General features: G+C 34.4%; 18 protein-coding genes. 10 read left to right on the top strand and 8 right to left on the bottom strand.

Annotated elements, in window-relative coordinates:
- Positions 1 to 51: 51 nt before the first annotated feature.
- From topA to AC23MC_RS00645, 7 genes are all read left to right on the top strand, one after another.
- Positions 52 to 2,568 (top strand): type I DNA topoisomerase, encoded by a 2,517-nt coding sequence (gene topA, locus AC23MC_RS00675; protein ID WP_487566471.1) that lies wholly within the window; start codon positions 52 to 54, stop codon positions 2,566 to 2,568.
- Positions 2,569 to 2,571: 3 nt separating this feature from the next.
- Positions 2,572 to 3,720, top strand: coding sequence for a formimidoylglutamase (locus tag AC23MC_RS00670; RefSeq protein WP_487566472.1), 1,149 nt, complete (start codon positions 2,572 to 2,574; stop codon positions 3,718 to 3,720).
- Between the two features lie 205 nt (positions 3,721 to 3,925).
- Positions 3,926 to 5,332 (top strand): T9SS ring complex lipoprotein PorK/GldK, encoded by a 1,407-nt coding sequence (gene porK / locus AC23MC_RS00665; protein ID WP_487566473.1) that lies wholly within the window; start codon positions 3,926 to 3,928, stop codon positions 5,330 to 5,332.
- A gap of 65 nt (positions 5,333 to 5,397) precedes the next feature.
- Positions 5,398 to 6,042, top strand: coding sequence for a type IX secretion system motor protein PorL/GldL (gene porL / locus AC23MC_RS00660; protein WP_487566474.1), 645 nt, complete (start codon positions 5,398 to 5,400; stop codon positions 6,040 to 6,042).
- A gap of 44 nt (positions 6,043 to 6,086) precedes the next feature.
- A complete protein-coding gene (porM, locus tag AC23MC_RS00655; RefSeq protein ID WP_487566475.1) occupies positions 6,087 to 7,628 on the top strand; it encodes a type IX secretion system motor protein PorM/GldM in 1,542 nt (513 codons plus the stop codon).
- A 48-nt stretch (positions 7,629 to 7,676) separates the two neighbouring features.
- On the top strand, positions 7,677 to 8,591 hold the full coding sequence (porN, locus tag AC23MC_RS00650; protein WP_487566476.1) for a type IX secretion system ring subunit PorN/GldN: 915 nt from the start codon (positions 7,677 to 7,679) through the stop codon (positions 8,589 to 8,591).
- A gap of 61 nt (positions 8,592 to 8,652) precedes the next feature.
- Complete coding sequence (locus tag AC23MC_RS00645) at positions 8,653 to 9,705, top strand: NAD(P)/FAD-dependent oxidoreductase (RefSeq protein WP_487566477.1); 1,053 nt, start codon at positions 8,653 to 8,655, stop codon at positions 9,703 to 9,705.
- Here the strand turns inward: AC23MC_RS00645 and AC23MC_RS00640 are convergent.
- Positions 9,702 to 10,091 (bottom strand): DUF983 domain-containing protein, encoded by a 390-nt coding sequence (locus AC23MC_RS00640; RefSeq protein WP_487566478.1) that lies wholly within the window; start codon positions 10,089 to 10,091, stop codon positions 9,702 to 9,704. The genes AC23MC_RS00645 and AC23MC_RS00640 overlap by 4 nt on opposite strands.
- A 66-nt stretch (positions 10,092 to 10,157) precedes the next feature.
- Between AC23MC_RS00640 and AC23MC_RS00635 the strand changes: the two genes are divergently transcribed.
- The gene (locus tag AC23MC_RS00635; protein ID WP_487570619.1) at positions 10,158 to 12,068 is read left to right on the top strand and encodes an ABC-F family ATP-binding cassette domain-containing protein; all 1,911 of its coding nucleotides are present in this window, start codon (positions 10,158 to 10,160) and stop codon (positions 12,066 to 12,068) included.
- A gap of 381 nt (positions 12,069 to 12,449) precedes the next feature.
- Here AC23MC_RS00635 and AC23MC_RS00630 read toward each other — a convergent pair whose 3' ends face one another.
- The gene (locus AC23MC_RS00630; RefSeq protein ID WP_487566480.1) at positions 12,450 to 13,598 is read right to left on the bottom strand and encodes a GNAT family N-acetyltransferase; all 1,149 of its coding nucleotides are present in this window, start codon (positions 13,596 to 13,598) and stop codon (positions 12,450 to 12,452) included.
- An 85-nt stretch (positions 13,599 to 13,683) separates the two neighbouring features.
- Here AC23MC_RS00630 and AC23MC_RS00625 point away from each other — a divergent pair, with 85 nt between their 5' ends.
- Positions 13,684 to 13,959: a 4a-hydroxytetrahydrobiopterin dehydratase gene (locus AC23MC_RS00625; protein ID WP_487566481.1), complete on the top strand. Its 276-nt coding sequence runs from the start codon at positions 13,684 to 13,686 to the stop codon at positions 13,957 to 13,959.
- On the opposite strand, the gene AC23MC_RS00620 is transcribed toward AC23MC_RS00625, so the two are convergent.
- The 4 genes from AC23MC_RS00620 to AC23MC_RS00605 all read right to left on the bottom strand — a co-directional run bounded on the left by AC23MC_RS00620 (position 13,956) and on the right by AC23MC_RS00605 (position 20,013).
- Complete coding sequence (locus tag AC23MC_RS00620) at positions 13,956 to 14,441, bottom strand: DUF1761 domain-containing protein (protein ID WP_487566482.1); 486 nt, start codon at positions 14,439 to 14,441, stop codon at positions 13,956 to 13,958. The genes AC23MC_RS00625 and AC23MC_RS00620 overlap by 4 nt on opposite strands.
- An 88-nt stretch (positions 14,442 to 14,529) precedes the next feature.
- Positions 14,530 to 15,837 (bottom strand): TolC family protein, encoded by a 1,308-nt coding sequence (locus AC23MC_RS00615; RefSeq protein ID WP_487566483.1) that lies wholly within the window; start codon positions 15,835 to 15,837, stop codon positions 14,530 to 14,532.
- A gap of 7 nt (positions 15,838 to 15,844) precedes the next feature.
- Entirely contained in the window at positions 15,845 to 18,940 is a 3,096-nt protein-coding gene (locus AC23MC_RS00610; RefSeq protein WP_487566484.1) for an efflux RND transporter permease subunit, read from the bottom strand.
- A 5-nt stretch (positions 18,941 to 18,945) separates the two neighbouring features.
- Positions 18,946 to 20,013: an efflux RND transporter periplasmic adaptor subunit gene (locus AC23MC_RS00605; RefSeq protein WP_487566485.1), complete on the bottom strand. Its 1,068-nt coding sequence runs from the start codon at positions 20,011 to 20,013 to the stop codon at positions 18,946 to 18,948.
- Between the two features lie 304 nt (positions 20,014 to 20,317).
- Here AC23MC_RS00605 and AC23MC_RS00600 point away from each other — a divergent pair, with 304 nt between their 5' ends.
- Complete coding sequence (locus AC23MC_RS00600) at positions 20,318 to 21,172, top strand: leucine-rich repeat domain-containing protein (protein ID WP_487566486.1); 855 nt, start codon at positions 20,318 to 20,320, stop codon at positions 21,170 to 21,172.
- Between the two features lie 282 nt (positions 21,173 to 21,454).
- Here AC23MC_RS00600 and AC23MC_RS00595 read toward each other — a convergent pair whose 3' ends face one another.
- Both AC23MC_RS00595 and AC23MC_RS00590 read right to left on the bottom strand, forming a co-directional pair.
- Entirely contained in the window at positions 21,455 to 23,119 is a 1,665-nt protein-coding gene (locus tag AC23MC_RS00595) for a sodium/sugar symporter (RefSeq protein ID WP_487566487.1), read from the bottom strand.
- Between the two features lie 18 nt (positions 23,120 to 23,137).
- On the bottom strand, positions 23,138 to 24,187 hold the full coding sequence (locus AC23MC_RS00590) for a UDP-glucose--hexose-1-phosphate uridylyltransferase (RefSeq protein ID WP_487566488.1): 1,050 nt from the start codon (positions 24,185 to 24,187) through the stop codon (positions 23,138 to 23,140).
- Between the last annotated feature and the right edge of the window lie 155 nt (positions 24,188 to 24,342).

Raw genomic sequence — 24,342 nt, 5'->3', positions numbered from 1 at the left:
AAATTAATAATTAAAAAAAAACCATACTTTTGTTGCCAAACAAACATGTACATGGCAAAGAATTTAGTTATCGTTGAGTCACCGGCAAAAGCAAAAACCATCGAAAAATTTTTAGGAAGCGATTATCAGGTAGAGTCCAGTTACGGTCACATTGCCGATCTTCCTTCTAAAGAAATCGGGGTTGATGTAGAAAATAATTTTAAACCCAAATACGAAGTTTCTGCAGATAAAAAAGCGTTGGTAAGCAAACTCAAAACGTTATCTAAAAATGCTGAAATGGTTTGGTTGGCGAGTGATGAAGACCGAGAAGGAGAAGCAATTTCGTGGCATTTAGCCGAAGAATTAAAATTAGATCCAAAAAAAACCAAACGAATCGTTTTTCATGAAATTACAAAATCTGCCATTCAAAAAGCAATTGAAAATCCACGTTCCATAGATTATAATTTAGTAAATGCCCAACAGGCTCGAAGAGTTTTAGACCGTTTGGTGGGTTATGAATTATCGCCGGTTTTGTGGAAAAAAGTAAAAGGAGGTTTGTCTGCCGGACGTGTGCAATCGGTTTCTGTTCGTTTGATTGTGGAAAGAGAACGAGAAATTCAAGAGTTTACTGCTCAAGCCTCTTATTCGGTAACGGCAGAATTTGCTAATGAATCCGGAAAAACTTTCAAAGCCAAATTGCCAAAGAATTTTTCAACTAAAAAAGAAGCAGAAGATTTTCTTCAAAAAAATATTGGTTCTATATATAAGGTATCAGATTTAGAAACCAAACCAACCAAAAAATCTCCGGCCGCACCGTTTACAACTTCTACATTGCAACAGGAAGCGGCTAGAAAATTATACCTTCCGGTTGGAATTACAATGCAAATTGCACAACGTTTGTATGAAGCAGGACATATTACGTATATGAGAACAGACAGTGTCAATCTTTCGCAAGAAGCGATGGCGGCTGCTCAAGCTGAAATTACTCATTCCTATGGAAAAGAATTCAGCAAACCAAGAAATTTTACCAGTAAGTCAAAAGGTGCTCAGGAAGCTCACGAGGCAATTCGTCCAACGGATATGTCTAAACACACCTTAAATATAGATAGGGATCAGGCCAGATTATATGATTTGATTTGGAAAAGAACGCTGGCTTCGCAAATGAGTGATGCCGAATTGGAACGCACTAACGTAAAAATTGAAGCAAACAATCACAGCGAACATTTTGCAGCAACCGGAGAAGTGATCAAATTTGAAGGTTTCCTAAAAGTATATTTAGAAGGAAATGATGAAGATGATGAAGAACAAGAAGGAATGTTGCCGGCAATTAAAATCAACGAACGTTTGGCAAACAATTTTATTACAGCAACCGAACGTTTTTCAAGACCGGCAAGTAGGTATACTGAAGCTTCTTTGGTAAAAAAATTAGAAGAGCTTGGAATTGGAAGACCATCAACCTATGCACCAACTATTTCAACTATTATCAACAGAAATTATGTTGAAAAAGGAAGTTTTGAAGGTCAAGAAAGAAAATACAATCAATTAACTTTAAAAGGAAACAACCTTAAATCGGTAGTGTTAACTGAAAATGCCGGTTCTGATAAAGGGAAATTGGTTCCAACAGATATCGGAATTATTGTAAATGACTTTTTGGTAAAGAATTTTTCTACCATCTTAGATTATAATTTCACTGCAAAAGTGGAACAAGATTTTGATGAAATTGCCGAAGGAAATGAAGATTGGACAAAAATGATGCGAGATTTTTACAATCATTTTCACCCAATTGTTAAAAATGTTGAAGAAAATGCCGATAGAGAAAGTGGTGAACGCATTTTAGGCACAGATCCAAAAACTGGAAAGCCGGTTTCGGTTCGTTTAGGAAAATTTGGTCCAATGGCTCAAATTGGTGATATTGATGACGAAAATAAACTTTTTGCCAGTTTAGGAACCGATCAGAATATAGGAACCATTACTTTAGAAGATGCGTTGAACTTATTTTTATTACCAAGAAATTTAGGCACATATAAAGGAGAAGAAGTTGAAGTGAATAATGGTCGTTTTGGGCCTTATGTTCGATTTGGTAAAACATTTGTTTCGTTACCAAAAGGCGAAGATCCTTTGGATGTTACTTTGGAAAGAGCACAAGAGTTGATTGATGAAAAAAATCAAGCCGATGCTCCAATTGGCGAATATGAAGGATTGCCAATTCAAAAAGGAGTTGGTCGATTTGGTCCATTTATCAAATGGAATGGAATGTTTATTAATGTAAGTAAGAAATACAATTTCGATAAATTATCACAATCGGATTTGAAGGAATTAATTGAAGATAAGCAACAAAAAGAAATTGATAAAGTTATCCATGATTGGAAAACCGAAGGGATTAAAGTTGAAAAAGCCCGTTGGGGTCGTTCAGTTATCACCAAAGGAAAAATTAAAATTGAATTGAGTAAAGATGTTGATGCAGAAAAATTAACATTGGCTCAAGTGCAAGAATTAATTGAAAAGAAAGCTCCAGCTAAGAAAGCTGCAGCCAAAAAACCTGCAGCAAAAAAGACAGCTACAAAAAAAGCATCGGTAAAAAAGAAATAATTTATGGCATTTGATTTTTTAGAACCTGTTGAATTGTCGGTTTTAGACTTTGTAAAAAATCTAAATTCGCAAACGCTTGGAAAAAAGACTGTGTTTCATACACACGAAGATTTTCCGGATTTAAACAAAATTAAAATTGCTATAATTGGTGTTTTAGATAATAGAGGAAGTAATTTTCATGAAAGTGTAGAACTAAGTTTTATTAGAAAAGAATTTTATTCACTTTATCCGGGCAATTGGCATTCAATTATTGCTGATTTGGGTGATATCCCGCAAGGAAATACCCAAGAAGACACATATTATGCTGTTTCAAAGATTGTTTCGGAATTAATAAAGAAACAGATTGTTCCCATTGTCATTGGGGGTTCTCAGGATTTGACTTATGCCATGTACCGCAGTTATGATAATCTGGATCAAATGGTTAATTTGGTTACAATCGATAATAAATTTGATTTTGGAAAAGATGAAGAACGAAATACCTCCGATTCGTATCTTTCTAAGATAATTATAAATGAACCAACCAATCTTTTTAATTTCAGTAATTTGGGTTTTCAAACCTACTATAATTCGCAAGAAGAGATTGATTTGATTGAAAAATTGTATTTTGATGCCTATCGTTTAGGTGAAGTTAGCACAAATCTTTCATTGGCTGAGCCAGTTTTTAGAGATGGCGATATCGTTTCCGTAGATTTAACATCCATAAAATCAGCAGATTCAGGAAATTTTGTTACATTTACACCAAATGGTTTTAATGGTAAAGAAATTTGTGCTTTATCACGGTATGCCGGACTAAGTGATAAAGTTTCTTCATTTGGAATTTTCAATCACAATAATTTGAAGAATGAAAGCGTTTTAATTGCTCAAATTGTTTGGTATTTTTTAGAAGGATACAATTTCAGATCATTAGAATATCCAAATTTGAATCAGAATGTATTTTTAAAATATATCGTTCCAGTTGACGACATCGAACTCATATTTTTTAAGAGTCCAAAAACAGAAAGATGGTGGATAGAAATACCATTTATTTCAAATGTTAATAATAAATTAAAAAAAAATACGTTATTGCCCTGTACACATGAAGATTATTTGCGAGCTTGCGACCAAGAAATTCCGGAAAGATGGTGGAAAGCACAACGAAAGAATCTAATATAATTAAAGATATAATCTTACAAAATAAATAAAAAAATGTATTTCGTCGACAAAATGTGTATTTTATCGATTTTTTTCTTTTTAGATTTGAAGAATATATTTAGTTTTGACACAGAAAATAAATTTTACCATAAATAATTGCATTTTTAAAAAATTATAAATAGGTTTACGGCCTTAAAAATTCGAGTACATGATAACCCAAATTTATATGAAGAAGTTCATCGCATTATCAACGATTTTAGTAACACTGGTTAGCTGCGGTTCCAGTGACAAGGGAGAACTTGTAGGAGTTCAAGGTAAAAAATGGCATCCTGAGAAACCTTATGGTATGACATTGATTCCTGGTGGAGCATTTATTATGGGTAAATCAGACGATGATTTAGCTAATGTGCAAGACGCACCAACAAAAACGGTAACCGTTCGTTCGTTTTATATGGATGAAACAGAAATCACAAATAGTGAATACCGTCAATATGTTGAGTGGGTTAAAGATTCTACTATAAGAATGAAGTTAGCTATCCTAGCTGACGAAATGGGTCAAACTACCACAGGTGAAGGAGGTAAAAAAGGTGGTGGAAGCATTGGTGATTATGCTTTTGCTGATGCCGATCCTGAAAAAATGACTCCATACGACAAATATATGTACGAAAACTACTATAGCGTTGGAACGGATGATGATCAATTTGCGGGAAGAAAATTGAATAAAAAAGTAAAATTGATAAAAGAGACTTCAAAATATCCAGATGAATATTATGTTGAAGTAATGGACTCTATGTATTTGCCTGCTGCAGAATCATATAATGGTTTACGAACTATTGATGTAAATAAGTTAGAGTTTAGCTACACATGGATGGATATTCAAGCTGCTGCTAAAGCTAAAACAGGAAAAAGATCAGACTTTATTAGAAAAGAAAAAGTAAAAGTTTATCCAGATACAACTTCTTGGATTAAAGATTTTGCTTACTCATACAATGAACCAATGCATAATGATTATTTCTGGCATCAAGCTTACAGTGATTATCCTGTAGTTGGGGTTTCTTGGAAACAAGCAAAAGCATTTTGTGCATGGAGAACATTGAATAAAAATGCTTATATCAAATCAAAGAAAAAGAAACAGGATTTGATTAACACGTTCCGTTTGCCAACAGAAGCAGAATGGGAATATGCTGCTAGAGGAGGTTTAGAGTCTGCAACTTATCCATGGGGAAGTTTATATGCTAAAAATGACAGAGGTTGTTATTTAGCTAATTTCAAACCTAATCGTGGAGATTATGCTGCTGATGAAGCATTATACACTGTAGAAGCAAAATCATACGAACCAAATAATTATAACTTATACAACATGTCTGGTAACGTTTCAGAGTGGACGGATTCTTCTTACGATGCTGCTGCTTATGAATATGTTTCAACTATGAACCCAACAGTAGGAGACTTGAAAAACAAACGTAAAGTTATCCGCGGTGGTTCTTGGAAAGATGTTGCATACTTCCTTCAAGTAAGTACAAGAGATTATGAATATGCTGATTCTGCAAGAAGTTATATCGGATTCAGAACTGTTCAAGATTATATGGGAACTCAATCTACTGGAAACAGAGGAACCGGAAGATCAAAATAAACCAACAAATTAGAATTTTTAACCAACTTTATATTAATTAACTTAACTAACTAAAATTTATTATTATGGCACTTTTAAGTAAAAAAACAATGAACTTTGCTTATGGAATGGGAGCTGCGGTTGTTATCGTAGGAGCATTATTCAAAATTATCCACTTTGAAATCGGACCTTTAACAGGAAACGTGATGTTAACCATCGGTCTTGTTACAGAAGCTGTTATTTTCGCATTATCTGCCTTTGAACCTGTTGACAACGAATTAGATTGGTCTTTAGTTTATCCTGAATTAGCTGGTGGCGAAGCCAAAGAAAAAGTTAAAAAAGAAGAAGCGAAAGATGCTCAAGGTTTATTATCTCAAAAATTAGATGCAATGTTGAAAGAAGCTAAAGTTGACGGTGAGTTAATGACAAGTTTAGGAAACAGCATCAAAAACTTCGAATCTGCTGCAAAAGGAATTGCTCCAACTGTAGATTCAATTGCAGGTCAGAAAAAATATAGCGAAGAATTATCTATGGCTGCTGCTCAAATGGAATCTTTAAACAGTTTATATAAAGTTCAATTAGAAAGTGCATCTAGAAATGCAGAAGCTAACAAAGAAATTGCTGACAATGCTTCTAAATTAAAAGACCAAATGCAAGCTATGACAGCTAATATTGCTTCCTTAAACAATGTTTATGGTGGAATGTTGTCTGCAATGGGAAATAAAGGATAATTAGTTTTATCAATTTAACAAACAATTTAAAAAACTAATTAGAAATGGCAGGAGGAAAATTAACCCCTAGACAGAAGATGATTAACCTGATGTACTTGGTTTTCATCGCGATGTTGGCACTTAACATGTCAAAAGAAGTACTATCGGCATTTGGATTATTTAATGAGAAATTTGAAAAATCTAATATTGCTGCGGTACAAACTAATGAAGCAATTTTACAAACATTAAGTCAGAAAGCTTCCGAAGATCCTAAAAACTTCCAAGGACCAAAACAAATTGCAGATAAAGTTACAACATTAACCAAAAATTTTTATAACTATATCGGAGATTTGAAAGCCGGTATAACTGAAGGAGTTGAAGTTGATGAGGAAACAGGAAAGTTGCCTTACGAAGCAATGGATAAGGCAGATGCAATTGACTATACTTGGTTTAAAGGAGATGGCTATACTGAAAAAGGTAATGAGGTATTAGCCACTATAAACAAATATAGAGAAGATGTTAAAGCTGCTGTTGGAACTGATAAAAAATATAAGGCAATAGTTGATGACTTAAATTCTAAGTTTAATACTGATGATGTGAAAAATAAAGAAGGTATTACTGTACCTTATCTTGATTATCATTACAGAGGTTTTCCTGGAATAGCTTCGTTAACAAAATTATCTGCTATGCAAAGCGATGCAAAATCAATTGAATCTGGTTTATTGAATGCTTTGATTGGTAACACATATCAAGCTTCTGCTTCTTATAGTAAATATCAAGCTATCGTAGTATTAGATAAAAATGCTTATTTTCAAGGAGAGACTGTTACCGGAAAAGTTGTTTTAGGTCGTTATGATGCTAACACAACACCTACAAAATTTGTTGGTCCCGGTAAAATTGAAAATGGTCAAGCTGTTATCTCTTTAACGGCTGGTTCAGTAGGTGAGCAAAATATTAATGGTCAATTCGTTTTCGTAGAAGACGGAAAAGAAATTCCATTAAAATTCGAAGGAAAATATGTAGTTGTTCCTCAACCAAAAGAAGCTACAATTTCAGCTGACAAAATGAATGTTGTCTATAGAGGTGTTGTAAACCCGATGACAATTTCATTCGCAGGGGTTTCTGATACAGATGTGACAGCAAGTGCACCTGGTTTAAGTAGAGCATCTGGTCCTGGAAAATACAACATGAGTCCTGGGCAAGGTACTGAGGCGGTTATTAATGTAACTGCAAAATTACCTGGAGGAAAATCTGCAAGTTCTAAAAAAGTATTCAGAATCAAAGGTATTCCTGCACCAGTTGGAACAATCGGTGGAGAAATGTATGGTGCTAAAGGTCAAAAATCTAGATTAGCTGTATCACAAATTGGTGCTAAACTTCCAGACTTTGATTTTGATGTTAACTTAACAGTTACTGGTTTTACTTTTAAAGCTCCAGGTCAAGCTGCGGTTGTGGTTAGTGGAAACAGAGTTAACTCTCAATGTGAAGCTGCTATGGCAAGAGCATCTAGAGGTGATGCGGTTACTATTACAGATATTAAAGTTAGACTAGAGGGTTCAAATATTATTTTACCTAGAACTGCTCCTATAGTTTACGAAATACAATAATTTAAGAAACGATACGTTATCTTCAAAATAACCTACAAAAGAATAAAGATGAAGTTAAATACAGTAATAGCATGTTTGTCAATCTTGTTTGTTTCACAAATGGGGCATGCACAGTCAAATCTGTTAAATGCAAAGACACCGGAAGAAATTGGTAAAAAAACAGCTGCTCAAATGGAGGCTGATAATGATAAACCTCTTCAGTATGGCTACGTACACGACAGAGATGTATTGATGGGTAAAATGGTTTGGGAAATCATCGATTTAGATGAAAGAATTAATTTTCCACTTTATTTTCCTGTAGATACAGCTAATATTGGCAGAGACAGAAGATCTTTATTTGATGTATTGATTAAAGAAATTAAATCTGGAAGAATTACAGAAGTGTATTATGATGATTATTTTAATTCAAAAAAATCATTAAAAGATATGGCTTCTTCTTTTACTTACATTGATACAACAAACGCTGGTAGGGAAGAAATTAACACGTATTATGATGATTATAAATCTGGTGCTAAAGTTTTAGATCCTCAGTATATTGATAAAAGAGAATTAACTTCTATTGATGTTTCAGGTTACAAAATCAAAGGATATTGGTATTTTGATAAACGTCAAGGTGAAATGAAATACCGTCTTTTAGGTATTTGCCCTGTTTCTCCTGAAGCTCGTGAAATTGGTGCAGATAATCCGGATGTAATCGAATTGTTTTGGGTATATTTCCCATCAACAAGAGATGTGTTGCATGAGTGGAAAGCATTCAACGACAAGAATTCAGCTATGCCGATTACATTTGACCACTTGTTAAATTCACGTCGTTTTAGCGGTGTGATTTATAAAGAAGAAAATGTGTACGGAGATAGACAAATTCAAGAATACATGAAAGATAACGCTCTTAATCAACTTTTGGAATCTGAAAGAGTGAAAGAGAAAATCAGAAACTTCGAGCAAGATATGTGGAATTACTAATTCCAAAAATTAAATAACAAAAAACTCTTACTTCACGGTAAGAGTTTTTTATTTTTGCACTATGACAGATTATTTATTAGTTGGTGCCGGACTAGCCGGAATTGCGTTTGCCGAAATTGCTCAGCATAACAACAAATCAATTCACATTTTTGATAACAAATCTCAAAACTCGTCTACAATTGCTGGAGGTTTATATAATCCGGTTATTTTAAAACGTTTTAGCGAAGTATGGCGATCGCAAGAACAAGTGGATTTAGGAAACCAATTTTATGCTCAGCTCGAAAATAAATTAAAAGTAAAATTAGATAATAAAATTCCGATTTTCCGCAAATTGTATTCTGTTGAAGAACAAAACAATTGGTTTATCGCATCTGACAAACCGAACTTAGCTCCATTTATTTCACCAAAAATTTGTTTTGATAAATATGACGGAATAAATTCTCCATTTGGTTTTGGTGAAGTTTTGCAATCAGGATATGTTGACTCAGCCGCTTTATTAATAAATTATCACGCTTATTTAGTCGAATCAAATCTTTTAAAATTCGATACATTTCAATATGATGATTTAATTATAAAAGATGATTTCGTTGAATACAAAAATCATCAATACAAAAACATCATTTTTGCAGAAGGATTCGGAATTCATTCAAACCCCTATTTTTCTAATTTACCGCTCGACGGAACAAAAGGCGAATTGTTAATCATCAAATCAAAAGAACTAAAACTAGATGTAATTCTAAAATCATCCGTTTTTATAATTCCTTTAGGAAATGATTTGTTCAAAGTAGGAGCAACCTACAATTGGGAAGATAAAACCGCAACACCAACCTTAGAAGGAAAAAACGAACTTTTATCCGACCTAAAATCGCTCTTAACTGCCAATTTTGAAGTAATCGAGCATTTAGCAGGCGTAAGACCAACCGTTAAAGACAGACGCCCAATGTTAGGAACACACCCAAAACATCCAAAATTACACGTTCTAAATGGCTTAGGAACACGTGGCGTGATGCTTGCACCGGATATGGCAAAAATGTTATTTGAACACATTGAATATCAAATTCCTTTAGATAAAGAAATCGATATAAAGCGTTTCAAAAAAATTAGTTGGGATTAATGTTTATGTTCTTTCCAATTTTTGTCATAATGAACAAACATATTAATCCAAATGTTTCTAGATAAACGAAGAATAATTGGAAACGTAACCACCAATGTAACAACTATAGCAATAAACGAATGCAGTAAACCCAATCCAATAAAAACATTTGAAATAATAAAAGCAGCAACGGCAAATGCAATACTTAAACCATAACTAACATACATTGCTCCATAAAAAAATGAAGGTTCCATTTTATATCGAGTGCCACAATGGCTACAAGTTTCATGCATTTCAAAAATTTTACCCATTTTAAATGGATTTTTTTCCAAATACATACTTTCTTCTTGGCATTTAGGACAACTTCCTGTTAAAATGCTATTCAATTTGGATCCTTTTTTTAACATTTGCAAAAATTTTATACAAAGGTATCTTTTTCAAAGATTAACCAATGTAACATTAGTCACAATATTATGCTGAATATACACAATTTATCGGTTTCCTTTGGAGGAACATTTTTATTTGAAGAAGTCACTTTCCGTTTAGGATCTGGTGACAGAGTTGGACTAGTGGGAAAAAATGGTGCCGGTAAATCAACCATGCTCAAAATTCTGGCAGGCGATTTCAAACCCGATTCCGGAAGCATTGCCACCGAAAAAGAAGTAAAAATGGGTTTCCTTCGCCAAGATATTGATTTTGAGCAAGGAAGAACTGTTTTAGAAGAAGCCTATCAAGCCTTCGAAGAAATCAAAAAAACCGAAAGAAGAATTGATGAAATCAACCATCAATTAGCCACCAGAACCGATTATGAAAGTCAAACCTATTCTGAATTAATCGACGAATTGAGCGATGTAAATCATCATTACGAAGTTTTAGGCGGATACAATTATGTGGGCGATACCGAAAAGATTTTATTAGGTTTAGGTTTCAAACGTGAAGATTTTGAAAATCAAACCGAAACGTTTTCCGGTGGATGGCGAATGCGGATTGAATTAGCCAAATTACTTTTGCAATCTAACGATATTTTGCTACTCGATGAGCCAACCAACCACCTCGATATCGAAAGTATCATTTGGTTAGAAAGCTTTTTACGCAATTTTCAGGGCGTAGTCGTAATTGTTTCACACGATAAAATGTTTTTGGATAATGTAACCAATCGAACCATCGAAATTTCACTCGGAAAAGCTTACGATTTCAACAAACCGTATTCACAATATTTAGTTTTAAGAGAAGAAATTCGCGAAAAGCAATTGGCAACCCAAAAAAACCAAGCCAAAAAAATTGAAGAAACCGAAAAATTAATCGAAAAATTCCGAGCCAAAGCTTCCAAAGCATCGATGGCTCAATCGTTAATTAAAAAACTCGATAAAGTAGAGCGAATTGAAGTGGATGAAGACGATAATTCCGTGATGAATATCTCATTTCCCGTTTCGCAAACGCCCGGTCGAGTAGTCATCGAAGCCGAAAATGTTACCAAAGCCTATGGAGACAAAACCATTCTAAAAGATATTTCCTTGTTGGTTGAACGTGGAAGCAAAATCGCTTTTGTTGGTCAAAATGGTCAAGGAAAATCAACGTTTATCAAAGCCATCGTCAACGAATTCAAATACCAAGGCTCAATAAAACTCGGACATAACGTGCAATTGGGTTATTTTGCCCAAAATCAAGCAGAATATTTAGACGGCGAAATCACGTTATTAGAAACAATGGTCAATGCCGCAACCGACAGCAATCGTTCCAAAGTTCGCGATATGTTAGGTTCATTTTTGTTCCGTGGTGATGATGTAGAAAAAAAGGTAAAAGTGCTTTCTGGAGGCGAGCGAAACCGTTTGGCTTTATGCAAACTTTTATTGCAACCCATCAATGTTTTGTTAATGGATGAGCCAACCAATCACTTAGATATTAAATCAAAAAATGTTCTAAAAGCAGCTCTAAATAAATTTGAAGGAACCTTACTGTTGGTTTCTCACGACCGTGATTTTTTACAAGGCATGGCCAATGTGGTATATGAATTCAAAGACCAAAAAATCCGCGAATATTTAGGCGATATCAACTTTTTCTTGGAACAACGCAACGCAATGAATATGCGTGAAATCGAGAAAAAAGATGTTGTAGCCAATACAAATTCCAACAAAGATTCAAAATCCATATCCTACGAAGATCAAAAGAAAAGCAAATCGCTTCAAAACCGTTTGAGTAAGATTGAAAGTCAAATTAAACAACTCGAAATCGACATTCAAAACGACGACAAAGCGTTGGCTTCCAATTACGACAAACACATTGAAGATGCCAATTTCTTTGTGGCTTACAACAAGAAAAAACAAGAATTAGACAAATTATTAGAAGACTGGGAAGTAGTTCAAGGCGAGATTGATGCTATGTAGCCAATCCAGCTTTCCGTTCCAAGTTTTTATGTTTTTTGCCAAAAATTTATCAGGGTTACAAGAGCTTCCGTTGGTCGCTTTGTAACCCTGTAAATTTTAAGGCAAAAAACACAAAAAGCTTTCCACTGCAATCTGGGCTAGGGGTTGCGGGTTTGAAAGTTACGGGTTGCGGGTTTCGAGTTTCAAGTCACTTTAACTAATACAAGTTTTCATAATCTTTGTGCCTTTCTTTCTTTGTGGCAAAAAAGTCACTGTCTTAGTCTACTTTTGTCATTCTGAAAGATGACGAAGTCGAAAAAAGACACGAGCGATAGCGAACTGGCGAAGCAATCTCCCGCCTACGCGGGCAAAACCCGTAACCCGCAACCTTCAAACCCGCAACTATTTAAACGGATTCCTCTCCTTCCATTCCGTCTCCGGTTCCAAATAACAAAACAACTGCTCCATTTTTTTATTAATCAATCCATTCGAATGCTGAATGTAGCCCACCATTTCCTCCGGTTTTGCTCCAACAGAACTTTTAATTTCCAAAGCAGTTCTGGCAAAAATAATTTCTTTGAAACCTTTATTTATTGAATAAGCAATCATATCATACAACATATTCAAATACAACATTTTTTCCCGCTGAATCGTTTCATCATAACCTAAAAAATAGGTGTCCATCTGACTTCCGTTTTTTATCAACGTATTAAAACCGATTAGTTTTTCATTTTCAAAATAGCCGTAGAACAAAAATTTATCTTTTAATTCCGATTTCATCACGCCAAAATGATTCTTAGCCAAAAAGAATGTATTAAAAGGAGCGTTTTTTGCCACGTGAAAATACAATGCAAAAATTGTTTCTTCCAGAGCAATAATTTCTTCCAAACTCATTTTTCGCTTTTCAATTCCTTCGGCTTTTTTACGACACCGTTTGTATTGATCTCGGTATTTTTTGGAAAGAGCAGCAACGTAATCATCAAAGGATAACCAATTTTCAGAAACCTTGAAAACCATATTCGGTTGTGTAGAAAATTGATAAAACGGTTCAAAATCTTTCTCAGGAAAATGATTGATTTCAGTTTTGTCAAAATCTTTATAAGTCGTGAGATGAACTTTTTTGCCTTTCTTTTTCAAACTCAACTTGATTTCCAATTCAGCTTGACGAAGTAGTTCAATTCCTTTCTCTATTTCAATTTCATCCGAAAATGAAAAAGCATTTTGACCCGTAAGCATATTATTTCCGATAAACAAAACGTGCGAACAAAAGTTTTTAAATATAAAATTCCTAACTGCTGTTTTTACACATTTATCTCTTTCACCAAACGATTCCAATTTATTTAAATCTAAGAATTGAGCAAGAGCAATTCCGACCAATTTATCATTTTTGTAAAAACTGATAAAAAAGCAATCCATATTTGTGGGCTTAGACTGTTCTAAAACAGCTAAATATTCTTTCGACAAAAAGATGTTGGATGTGGCTAATGCATTCCAATCACTTGGCAAATCATTAGTAGAAGAAACTATTTTGAACAAACAGGAAGATTCCAAATGAAGAATATTAATTTTAAGCGTTAAAGTTAAAGTTTGACAAAGAATAATAAATGTTATTTAACTTTATATAAATAAAAAAATTATGAAAATATATACTGAAAAAACAATTCAAGATGAACTTGAACAATTAAACGAATGGAAATTTAAAAATAATTTAATCCAAAAAGACTTTGAATTTAAAGGTTTTTCTAACGCTTTAGCATTTATTGTCCAAATAGGAATTTTGGCGGAAAAGCAAAATCACCATCCGGAAATTAAAAACGTGTACAACAAAGTTTCGCTTCGATTAACTACGCACGATAGCGATGGAGTAACCGAAAAAGATATTAAATTGGCCTCAGCTATTGATAAAATTTAAACCCAACCGCAAACAATTGCTCCCATGATTGTCATCACTACAGTCCAATAACCACTGTGGATTAAAATATATTTCCAAGATTTTCTTTCAAACAAACCATTGATAGCAATTAGTGGAAATGCAAGAAATAACCCGGACATAAATCCATGCAATGCACCATGTTTAAACGTTCTAAAAGCAGTGCCATAGTCGGCCATAAATGCACCATAAGAGGGTAGGGCAGAGTCTACCAATTGCGGTCCGCCAATCATTCCTAAAGCACCAAATTGGTGAATTGTTAAAAGTTGCATGACCATGCCAATCATAACGGAAAAAATGTAAGTAAGTCCAAAAATTTTAACCATACTGCCTTTTTTCAAATCTTCTTCGGTTAAGCCGGTTTCTTTCATCCAAGCTTTTCCAAACAAAGGGCCATACCAAACAAATCCAACAAGCAATGTGGTTAATGCGGCCACAAAAACAGGGTAAAAGTTCATTTCCATACGATAAGAGTTTTTGATTAGTAACTCAAATGTAGAATTTTATTAAATAACTTGTTGTAGAAATGATAAAAAAAAGTGTTAGGAATTATTAAAAAGATAAACTTCCTGCCAATTCTCTTAAACTTATTTCAGATTGTTTTGTCTGCAATTCTGCCGATGTTAGACGAATTACTGCATTGCCATAATTTTCCTGAGCCGTTCTAAATTCTATTGGGGCAACAGAGCCAATTTTGAATTTTTCTAACGTGATTTCCAAATTTTGTTTGGCAATTCCTTCATTTTTTCTTTCCAACTCAAGTAATGAAAGATTAGAAAGATAAGATTGATATAATGAAGCAACTTGTGATTGAATTAGTTGTGATTGTCTTTCAATTTGCAATTGTGTATTTTCTAATTGAATTTTGGCTACTTTTTCGTTTCGGTTTTGATTGAAACCGTCAAATATGTTTAAAGTTGCTGTAAAACCGTAGTTAAAGTTACGACCTGTCGATTCTGTTACGAAACCAAAAGGGGATTGCGAACGAACTAAGTTATAACCACCCAAAAGGCTCACCGTTGGTAAGCGATTGGCTTTGACTTGCTTTAATTCGTACTCTTGAATTTTTTTGTTGATATATTGAATTTGAAGTTGTGGATTTTGTTTTTCGGCAGATGAAAGAAGATCTGGCAATAGTAACGAATTGTCTATTGAAATGACATCAGAAACTTTAAAATCGGTGTCTAACGGACGAACTAAAAGTTCATTTAACATTACTTTTGAAATCCCGTATTGCTCTAGCAATAGAATTTTTGTAGATTGATCGGCGTTCAAATCAACTTCGGCATTTAGCACTTCCAATTTAGATGCTTTTCCAATTGTAAAACGATTTTTTGCCGTATTCAACCTAAATTCTGAAACGGAAATAATGCTGTCAATCATTTTAAGTTGTTGCTGCTGAGTGGATAAGGTGAAATATGTTTGATAAACTGCACTAACTTTGCTCAATACTGAAAGTTTTAATTCGGTTGCTCCCAAATTTTGCAATTCTTTTAGCTGATTATGACGAGCAAACATTCTAAAACCATCAAAAATGGTCCATTCTATTCCAACACCATAATTAATATTTACGTTTTGAGCACCATCAATTTCAATTTCCGCTCCACTGGCTTGTGTTTGTGTTTGGTTTAAAATGGTGTTGTTGTTAGTTATGGTTCCGTTAATATTTGGCAACATTCCTGCATTCCCAATGGTCACATTTTCTTCATCAATTTTCAATTCATTTTTAGCAATGCGAATATCAAAATTATTTTCAAGTGTCTGGGCAACCGCTTCTTCAAGCGTTAAAATAGGTTGAACTTGGCTCCAAGCAGGAAATCCAATCAACAAAACTATGTAGGATAAAAGTATTTTTTTCATAATTACTTTAAACAGATTCTTTATCGTATTGGTCTAAATTATCAAATTCCGGACGGTGTTTTTTCTCTCTAGACCACATTAAATAAACAGCCGGAATTACATAAAGAGTTAAAATTAAGGAGAATACGGTTCCGCCAACAATTACAATTCCCATTCCCATTCTGCTTTGCGATGCTGCTCCTATTGAAACAGCGATTGGCATGGCTCCTAATGCCAGCGTTAAACTTGTCATTAAAATTGGTCGTAGTCTGGATTCTGAGGCTTCCATTACAGCATCGTATTTGGATTTTCCTTGTTCGCGTAATTGGTTGGCAAATTCTACAATTAAAATTCCATTTTTGGTCACCAAACCAATTAACATGACCGTTCCGATTTGACTAAAAATATTCCATGTTTGTCCGAATAACCATAGTGAAAACAATGCTCCTGCAACGGCCATCGGAACAGTTAATATGATGATAAACGGATCAACAAAACTTTCAAACTGCCCGGCTAAAATGAGGAAAATCAATAATAGAGCTAATCCGAAAGCAAACATCGTATTTGAACTACTTTCGGCAAAATCTCTTGACTCTCCACCTAAATCGGTTGTAAAGGATTCGTCTAACACTTTTTCTTTGATGCGTTCCATGGCATCAATTCCGTCGCCAATACTTTTTCCTGGTGCTAATCCCGCAGAAACGGTGGCAGACATATATCTATTATTATGAAACAATTGTGGTGGACTGCTTTGTTCCTGAATTGTCACTACATTATCTAACTGAATGAGTTGTCCGCTGCTGCTTCGCACAAAAATTGAGGCTAAATCCATCGGTTGATCGCGGTCTTTTTTATCAAATTGACCAAGCACTTGGTATTGTTTTCCATTCATTAAAAAATAGCCAAAACGTTGTCCGCTCAACGAAAGTTGAATGGTTTGTGCAACATCTAAAACAGAAACGCCTAACGATTCTGCTTTTTCTCGGTTTATGGTGATATAAATTTCAGGTTTATTAAATTTTAAATTTACATCCGTTATTGAGAATGTTGGATCTTTTGTAGCTTCTTCCATGAATTCCGGAATTTTTTCTTCCAGCATTTGAAAGTTTTTTGCTTGAATGATAAATTGCACGGGTAATCCACCTCGACGGTTAACAGAAATAGTTGGCTGTTCTGAAACAGAAGTTTTGGCGTCATTATAATTTTTGGTTAAACCTGTAAGTTGTTGTGCAATTTCTTTTTGTGAACGTTCTCTATCTGATGGGTCGACCAAAGATAGTCGAGCAAAACCTCTATTTACAGAACCTGCACTAAATCCCGGCGAGGTTACAATTAAACTCACATTCTTTTCGGGTATAGAATCGGTTATTAATTTTGAAACATCTTGCATAAAACGATCCATATAATCGTAGGTGGCTCCTTCTGGTCCTGTAACATTCAACAAAATCATGCTTCTGTCGTCATACGGAGCTGTTTCTTTTTGAAGAATGTTATAAAATAAAACAGATAATCCCAAACAAGCAATTAAAATTGGAAAACTAAGCCATTTTTTTGCCATGAATTTTTCTAATGAACGAGCATATCCTTTATTTAAATTTACATAAAAAGGTTCGGTCATTTCATAGAATTTGGAGCGTTTTTGTTTTCCTCCTTTCATTAAATAGGCATTTAACATAGGCGTTAAGCTCAATGAAACAAAGGCAGAAATGAGCACGGCTGCTCCTATGACAATGCCAAATTCACGGAATAATTGTCCCACAAAACCTTCTAAAAAGATAATTGGAAGAAAAACGGCAGCTAATGTAACTGAGATGGAAATTACAGCAAAGAAAATTTCATTAGAACCTTTAATGGCGGCTTCGATGGGCGACATGCCTTCTTCTACTTTTTTAAAGATGTTTTCGGTTACCACAATTCCATCGTCCACAACAAGTCCGGTTGCTAATACAATTGCCAATAAAGTCAATACATTAATAGAAAATCCACAAACATACATAATAAAAAATGTTGCTATTAACGACACCGGAATGTCAATTAACGGACGAAATGCAATGGCCCAATCTCTAAAGAATAAATAGATTACCAATGTAACCAAAAGTAAAGCAATTAATAAAGTTTCGGCAACTTCTAAGATTGCTTTTTTGATAAAAATTGTAGTGTCAATTGCTACATTGAGTTCAAATTCTTTAGGTAAATCTTTTTTAAGTTGTTCATATTGGGTGTAAAATTCTTCAGATATATCAAGATAATTTGTTCCGGGTTGAGGCGTTATAGCCAATCCGATCATTGTTTGTCCTGAATCACTTAATCGGGTTTCAAGATTTTCGGCTTCCAAACTGGCTTTGGCAACATCGCTTAATCGAACAATTTTATCGCCTTCAGATTTTATAATTATGTTGTTGAAATCTTCTTCGGTGGTTAGATTTCCTAATGTTTTAACCGTTAATTCTGTATTATCGCCAGTTAATTTCCCGGATGGAAGTTCTACATTTTGTTTGTTTAACGCATTTAAAATATCGGAGGCAGTGCATCCATAGGCCGACAGTTTTATAGGATCTATCCACAACCGCATAGCATATTTGCGTTCTCCCCAAATGCGAACACTACTAACTCCAGGAATGGTTTGAAGTCGTTGCAAAATTACATTTTCGGCATAATCAGTAAGTTCCAACACATTTTTGTTGTCACTTTTCATGGTCATTGTCAAAATAGGGTCGGAGTCGGCATCTGCTTTAGAAACAACAGGTGGAGCAGTTAAATCTTGAGGTAGACTTCTCACGGCTTGTGAAACTTTGTCTCGCACATCATTCGCTGCTTCTTCAAGATTTTTGTCTAAATTAAATTCGATAGAAATTACACTACTCCCTTGTGCACTGGTTGATGAAATATTTCGAATACCATCAATTGAGTTGATGGCTTTTTCAAGAGGTTCAGTAATTTGTGATTCAATAATATCTGCATTGGCACCGGTGTAGCTGGTTTGCACGGTAATTTGTGCCGGATCAATCGACGGAAATTCGCGAACGCCCAAATAAGTATAGCCGATTATTCCAAAAAGAACAATCATGAGATTCATTACGATGGCAAGAACAGGTCGTTTTATGCTTAATGTAGATAAACTCATACGATTTAGTTTTGGATTAGTTTCAATTTAACCGGAGCTCCCACTTTGATAGCCATGATTCCTGATGTAATTAATGTGTCTCCCACTTTTAAACCTGAAGTAACCAAAATTTCTTTTTCTGTTCTGTTGGCTGTTTCTATTATAACTTCTTTTGCTTTTCCATTTTCAGTAATAAAAACTTTCTTTCCGTTTTGAATTGGAATGATAGATTCTGTTGGAATGAGAATGGCATCGCTTAATTCTTCTAGCGGTAATGAGATATTTGCAAATGTACCAGGAAGAAGTTTTCCCTCTTTATTTTCGGCAATTGCTCTAATTTGAAGTGTTCTGGTTGTTTGCTCAACAGCAGGTTCTAAGGCATAAATTTTAGCTGAATAAATTTCTTTGCTTCCGGCTGTTGTAAAGGTTATATTTGAATTGTTTTTCATTAACGAAGCATATTTTTCCGGAATTGAAAATGTAATTTTAACTTGTGATGTATTTACCAATTTGGCAATTAAAGTTGTTGGCGTTACATATGTTCCCGGAGAAATGGAACGCAATCCAATTTTTCCTGAAAAAGGTGCTACAATTGAAGTTTTTGCAATTTGTGCTTGAATAAGTTGTGTTTGCGATTTTGTTGATTGAAATTCTGCAGAAGCCACATCATATTCTTCTTGGCTAATGGCTTCTTTTTGTAAAAGTAGTTTGGCTCTTCGCTCATTTTCAGAAGCAAGTGATTGTCTGGTTTTTGCTTGAGCTAATTGTGCTCTTAATTCAATATCGTTTACTTTTATTAGTTGTTTTCCTTTTGTGACATAGCTTCCTTCTTCAAAATAAATGCCTTGTACTACGCCTGATACCTCACTTCGCAACTCAATTTGTTCATTGGCATCGATGCTTCCTGAGAGAGTGAGTTGATTTGAAAATTTATTGGGTTTAAGTATAATTCCATTCACGGTTGAAATCGATTTTGGAGCACCAGCCTTTTGATTAGATTTTTCATTTTGACTTTTATTGCTAATTACTCTGTAGATAATTAAGGCTAGTAAACCGCCTATTAAAAGAAAAATAATAATGTTTTTTAGTTTCATAGTAAAGAGAGAATAGTTTTAATCATAAATTTTGGCTTTTACAAATGTACCTTTTCAAAAGCAAAAAGTTTTTGTGGTTAATTTTTATTTAACATTTGTATATACATATTTAACATTTTTGAAAATTTGGGAATTCTTTTAATTTCACAAAGCAAGAGGATTTTATTTTTTATTAAAAATTATGCTTGTAATTGTAAGAAAAGAAATTTAAAACATTCAATATAGTGCGTTTTATCGATTATATTTGCATTTTGTCGAATTGTTTTTCTATATTTACTAAGTCAAACCCCAAATTTAACTAAAGATGAAAAATTTTACACTATCAATTCTTTTACTTTGCTTTACCTTTTTAGGTTATGCAGAGGTGTCAACTTCAGAAAGAGAAGCTCTTATAAAAATTAATCAATCAACTAACGGAAGCCAGTGGAAAATCAAATGGGATTTAGCTGCAGAAACGTCAACTTGGTATGGTGTTAAGATTAAAGATAATAAAGTGGTTGGTTTAGCTTTACCAAACAATAACTTGGATGGTCAAATTCCAACCGAAATTTCTAAATTGCAGTATTTGGAAACTATTAATCTATTTAAAAATAATATTTCCGGTAATTTACCTGCTTCAATAGGTGATTTAAAAAGTCTTCAAGCGTTGAATATTTCGTTCAATAAATTATCAGGTTCTATCCCTGCTTCAATCGGAAAAGCAACTTCATTGAAGGTTATTGAGTTGTATATGAATTCGTTAACCGGTTCGCTGCCACAAGAAATAGGACAATTAACGCAATTAGAAAATCTTTCTCTATTTAATAATTCATTGCAAGGAGAATTACCAAGTTCATTATATAGCTTAAAAAACTTAAAAGTTTTGATGCTGAATAGCAATAATTTTTCAGGTAAATTAAGTTATGAAATTGAGAATTTAAAATCTCTTGAAAACTTAAGTTTATTTGAAAACAACTTTGTTGGACAGGTTCCTTTTGAAATTGAGAAACTAGACAACTTAAAAGAAATGAATATATCTTACAACAAATTCAATGGATTGATTTCATATGCTTTGGCTAAGAAAGATACTTTCCAAATGACGATGTTAAACGATAAAGGAGTTGCGGTACGTTTACCGTTGATTACCGACAATACTGGAGTAGTAGGTACTCCGGATTAATTTTCCAAAACACAAATACCAACCCCACTAAAAAACTTGCTGTCCCCAAATGGCAAGTTTTTTTATTTTGTTACTATGGCAATGTGCCAATGTGGTAATTAGTCAATGTGGTAATGAGATAATTAGTGAATGGATAGCGACCTTATTCTTCTAAACTATTTTTGTAGTTTGAGAAAGAGTGGATCTTAGAAAAGTAATATCTTTTTCCTGCACACTGTTTTAATACATTATCTATTCTTTTTCTTTGGTTAGGAGGAAGAGTTGGCTAATCTGAAGCTAATCTTATTTCCAAAAGAATGCATACAAGAAGACTAAAACTATCATCACAGCAAACGCACTGATATTGAATGTTGAACTGGTTTTAAAGGTTTCTTTTCGTAATTCAAATCCTTTGCTGTCATCAACACCTTTGTTTTGAAACCAACTGATTAAGGCGATAATTGCCATTGTGAGTAAGGTGGTGTAACCCATTTGATCTAAAAATGGTACACTTGGGAAAATGCCTTCCATTGAAGTTCCGGTTGCCCATCCTTTCGGACCAATTTTAAAGAACATAGCGATTGGAATAGACAATAATGCTCCCCAAATTGCTGCTTTGTTTGTGGTTTTTTTCCAAAACAGACCTAACACGAAAATGGCTAAAATTCCCGGACTTACCACACCGGTATATTCTTGAATAAATTGAAATGCTTGGTTAATTCCTCCTAATAACGGAGCAACAATAGCTCCAATAGCCAAAGCAACAGCAGCAGTAATTCTGCCTACTTTTACCGTGTTTTTATCATCAGAATTTTTATTAATGTATTGTTTATAAATATCCATCGTAAAAATGGTTGAAGTAGAATTCAGCATCGAAGCTAATGACGAAACTATTGCCGCTGTTAATGCCACAAAAGCCAATCCTTTAAGACCGGTTGGTAAAAATTGAATTAGCCACGGATATGCCTTGTCAGCTGCCGCATCACTCGGAATATTGATTAATCCATCTGCTCCTAGACGAGCTAACATTTCGGGATCATTTACAATTACATAGGCCGCTATTCCCGGAATTACTACGATGAATGGAATTAATAATTTTAGAAAAGCAGCCAATAAAATTCCTTTTTGAGCTTCTTTTAATGATTTTGCGGCTAACGCTCGTTGAATGATGTATTGATTGAATCCCCAATAGTATAAATTCGCTACCCAAAGTCCCCCAATTAAAACGCCAATTCCCGGTAAGTTGATGTATTCCGGATTCGATTCATCCAGAATCATTGAGAATTTTTTAGGAGCTTTGTCATAAATGATGCCTAAACCTTCCATCATTCCTTCTCCGTTAGAAACCGTGTTTAAGGCTAAATAGGTTGTGGCTAAACCTCCAAAAACAAGGAAAACTACTTGTATAGCATCTGTCCAAGCTATCGAAGCTAATCCGCCATACAATGAATAAGCCGCAGCAAAAAGTGACAATCCGATAATCGCCCACATCATATCAACACCCATTACGGTATTCATCGCCAACGCACCTAAATATAACACAGAAGTGATGTTGACAAACACGTACAACGCCACCCAAAAAACGGCTAAAATTGTTTTTAAATTGGTGGAAAATCGTTTTTCAACAAATTCAGGGATGGTATAAATTCCTTTTTCTATAAAAATGGGAAGAAAATATTTTCCCACAATAATTAACGTAATGGCTGCCATCCATTCATACGAAGAAATAGCTAAACCTACTGCAAAACCTGAACCTGACATTCCAATGAATTGCTCGGCAGAGATATTAGCTGCTATTAGCGAAGTTCCAATTGCCCACCAGGGTAATGATTTACTGGCTAAGAAATAATCTTCTGCATTTTTTTGATGTCCTTTTTTATCGCGAGACATCCAAAGTCCGACTCCTAAAATTAAGATAGCATAGCAAACAAAAACAATGTAATCTAATGTTTCAAAACCTGTATTCATGGAAAAAGGGTTAGTTTATTATTTTAATTTATAATGCAATGTAGGTAATTCTCTCAAAACAGCGGCACTTTTTTCCGGAGAAATGTCTCGTTGAGCTTCGCCGAGCATTTCATAACCTACCATGAATTTTTTTACCTTTGCACTTCGCAATAAGGGCGGATAAAAATGCATGTGAAAATGCCATTCCGGATGAGCCAAACGGTCTGTTGGTGCTTGATGAATTCCGGACGAATAGGGGAAAGAGGTTTCAAAAAGATTGTCATATTTAACGGTAATCTTTTTTAAAATTTCGGCAAATGCAACCGTTTCTTCCTTCGTCATCGCAATGATGGTTCCGAAATGTCTTTTGCTGATAATCATTGTTTCATACGGCCAAGTTGCCCAAAACGGAACGACTACAGCAAAATGATTATTTTCCCAAACCAAACGTTCTTTTGATTTTAATTCTTCGTCCAAATACTCTTTTAATAGGCTGACTTTATGTTGCTCGTAATATTTCTCAAGATTTTTTTGTGTTTTTTCCACTTGGGTTGGTAAGGACGATTGAGCCCAAATTTGTCCGTGTGGATGTGGATTACTGCAACCCATCACTGCTCCTTTGTTTTCAAAAATTTGAACATGGTTGATGAAATCGTAATTGCCTAATTCAATGTATTGCTCTTTCCACGTTTGAATAACCTTTTCAATATCAGCCACTTCCATTTCTGGAATTGTTAAATTGTGTTTGGGTGAAAAGCACACTACTTTATTGATTCCTCTTTCCGGTTTGATTTTAAAAAGAGATGAAGTAGAAGCATTGGTTTGTTCGACTTCTTCGTTTAATAAAGCCGAAAAATCGTTTTCAAACACATAGCAATCGGTATAATCAGGGTTTTTTGTTCCATTCGAACGTTCATTTCCGGGACACAAATAGCAGGTTGGGTCATATTCCGGAAGCGATTCGGTAGAATGAGTTTCTTTTTGACCTTGCCATGGACGTTTGGTGCGATGGGGAGAAACTAAAATCCATTCATCTAAGAGTGGGTTGTAACGGCGGTGTGGGTGTTCGTTGGTGTTAAAACTTTGCATAGTGTATTTTTCTCGCAAAGACGCAAAGACGCAAATTAAAGTTGTTGTCTAAGTTCTTTTTTTGGTTTATTGTTGCATTATGTTTTCTCGCAAAAACTCAAATTATAATTGTTGTCTATGGTCTTGTTTTTGGTTTCTCGCAAAGACGCAAAATG

Source organism: Flavobacterium sp. T50_26, from assembly GCF_057652995.1.
Note: the sequence above shows the minus strand (reverse complement) of the source record. Positions and strands in the feature narration are given on the sequence as shown.

Excerpts from the sequence above, each read along its gene's own strand:
- porK (WP_487566473.1), top strand. The coding sequence starts at position 3,926 with ATGAAGAAGTTCATCGCATTATCAACGATTTTAGTAACACTGGTTAGC.
- AC23MC_RS00600 (WP_487566486.1), top strand. The coding sequence starts at position 20,318 with ATGAAAAATTTTACACTATCAATTCTTTTACTTTGCTTTACCTTTTTA.
- porN (WP_487566476.1), top strand. The coding sequence starts at position 7,677 with ATGAAGTTAAATACAGTAATAGCATGTTTGTCAATCTTGTTTGTTTCA.
- AC23MC_RS00645 (WP_487566477.1), top strand. The coding sequence starts at position 8,653 with ATGACAGATTATTTATTAGTTGGTGCCGGACTAGCCGGAATTGCGTTT.
- AC23MC_RS00635 (WP_487570619.1), top strand. The coding sequence starts at position 10,158 with ATGCTGAATATACACAATTTATCGGTTTCCTTTGGAGGAACATTTTTA.
- AC23MC_RS00670 (WP_487566472.1), top strand. The coding sequence starts at position 2,572 with ATGGCATTTGATTTTTTAGAACCTGTTGAATTGTCGGTTTTAGACTTT.
- AC23MC_RS00605 (WP_487566485.1), bottom strand. The coding sequence starts at position 20,013 with ATGAAACTAAAAAACATTATTATTTTTCTTTTAATAGGCGGTTTACTA.
- AC23MC_RS00640 (WP_487566478.1), bottom strand. The coding sequence starts at position 10,091 with ATGTTAAAAAAAGGATCCAAATTGAATAGCATTTTAACAGGAAGTTGT.
- AC23MC_RS00625 (WP_487566481.1), top strand. The coding sequence starts at position 13,684 with ATGAAAATATATACTGAAAAAACAATTCAAGATGAACTTGAACAATTA.
- AC23MC_RS00595 (WP_487566487.1), bottom strand. The coding sequence starts at position 23,119 with ATGAATACAGGTTTTGAAACATTAGATTACATTGTTTTTGTTTGCTAT.
- porL (WP_487566474.1), top strand. The coding sequence starts at position 5,398 with ATGGCACTTTTAAGTAAAAAAACAATGAACTTTGCTTATGGAATGGGA.
- topA (WP_487566471.1), top strand. The coding sequence starts at position 52 with ATGGCAAAGAATTTAGTTATCGTTGAGTCACCGGCAAAAGCAAAAACC.
- AC23MC_RS00610 (WP_487566484.1), bottom strand. The coding sequence starts at position 18,940 with ATGAGTTTATCTACATTAAGCATAAAACGACCTGTTCTTGCCATCGTA.
- porM (WP_487566475.1), top strand. The coding sequence starts at position 6,087 with ATGGCAGGAGGAAAATTAACCCCTAGACAGAAGATGATTAACCTGATG.
- AC23MC_RS00615 (WP_487566483.1), bottom strand. The coding sequence starts at position 15,837 with ATGAAAAAAATACTTTTATCCTACATAGTTTTGTTGATTGGATTTCCT.
- AC23MC_RS00590 (WP_487566488.1), bottom strand. The coding sequence starts at position 24,187 with ATGCAAAGTTTTAACACCAACGAACACCCACACCGCCGTTACAACCCA.
- AC23MC_RS00620 (WP_487566482.1), bottom strand. The coding sequence starts at position 14,441 with ATGGAAATGAACTTTTACCCTGTTTTTGTGGCCGCATTAACCACATTG.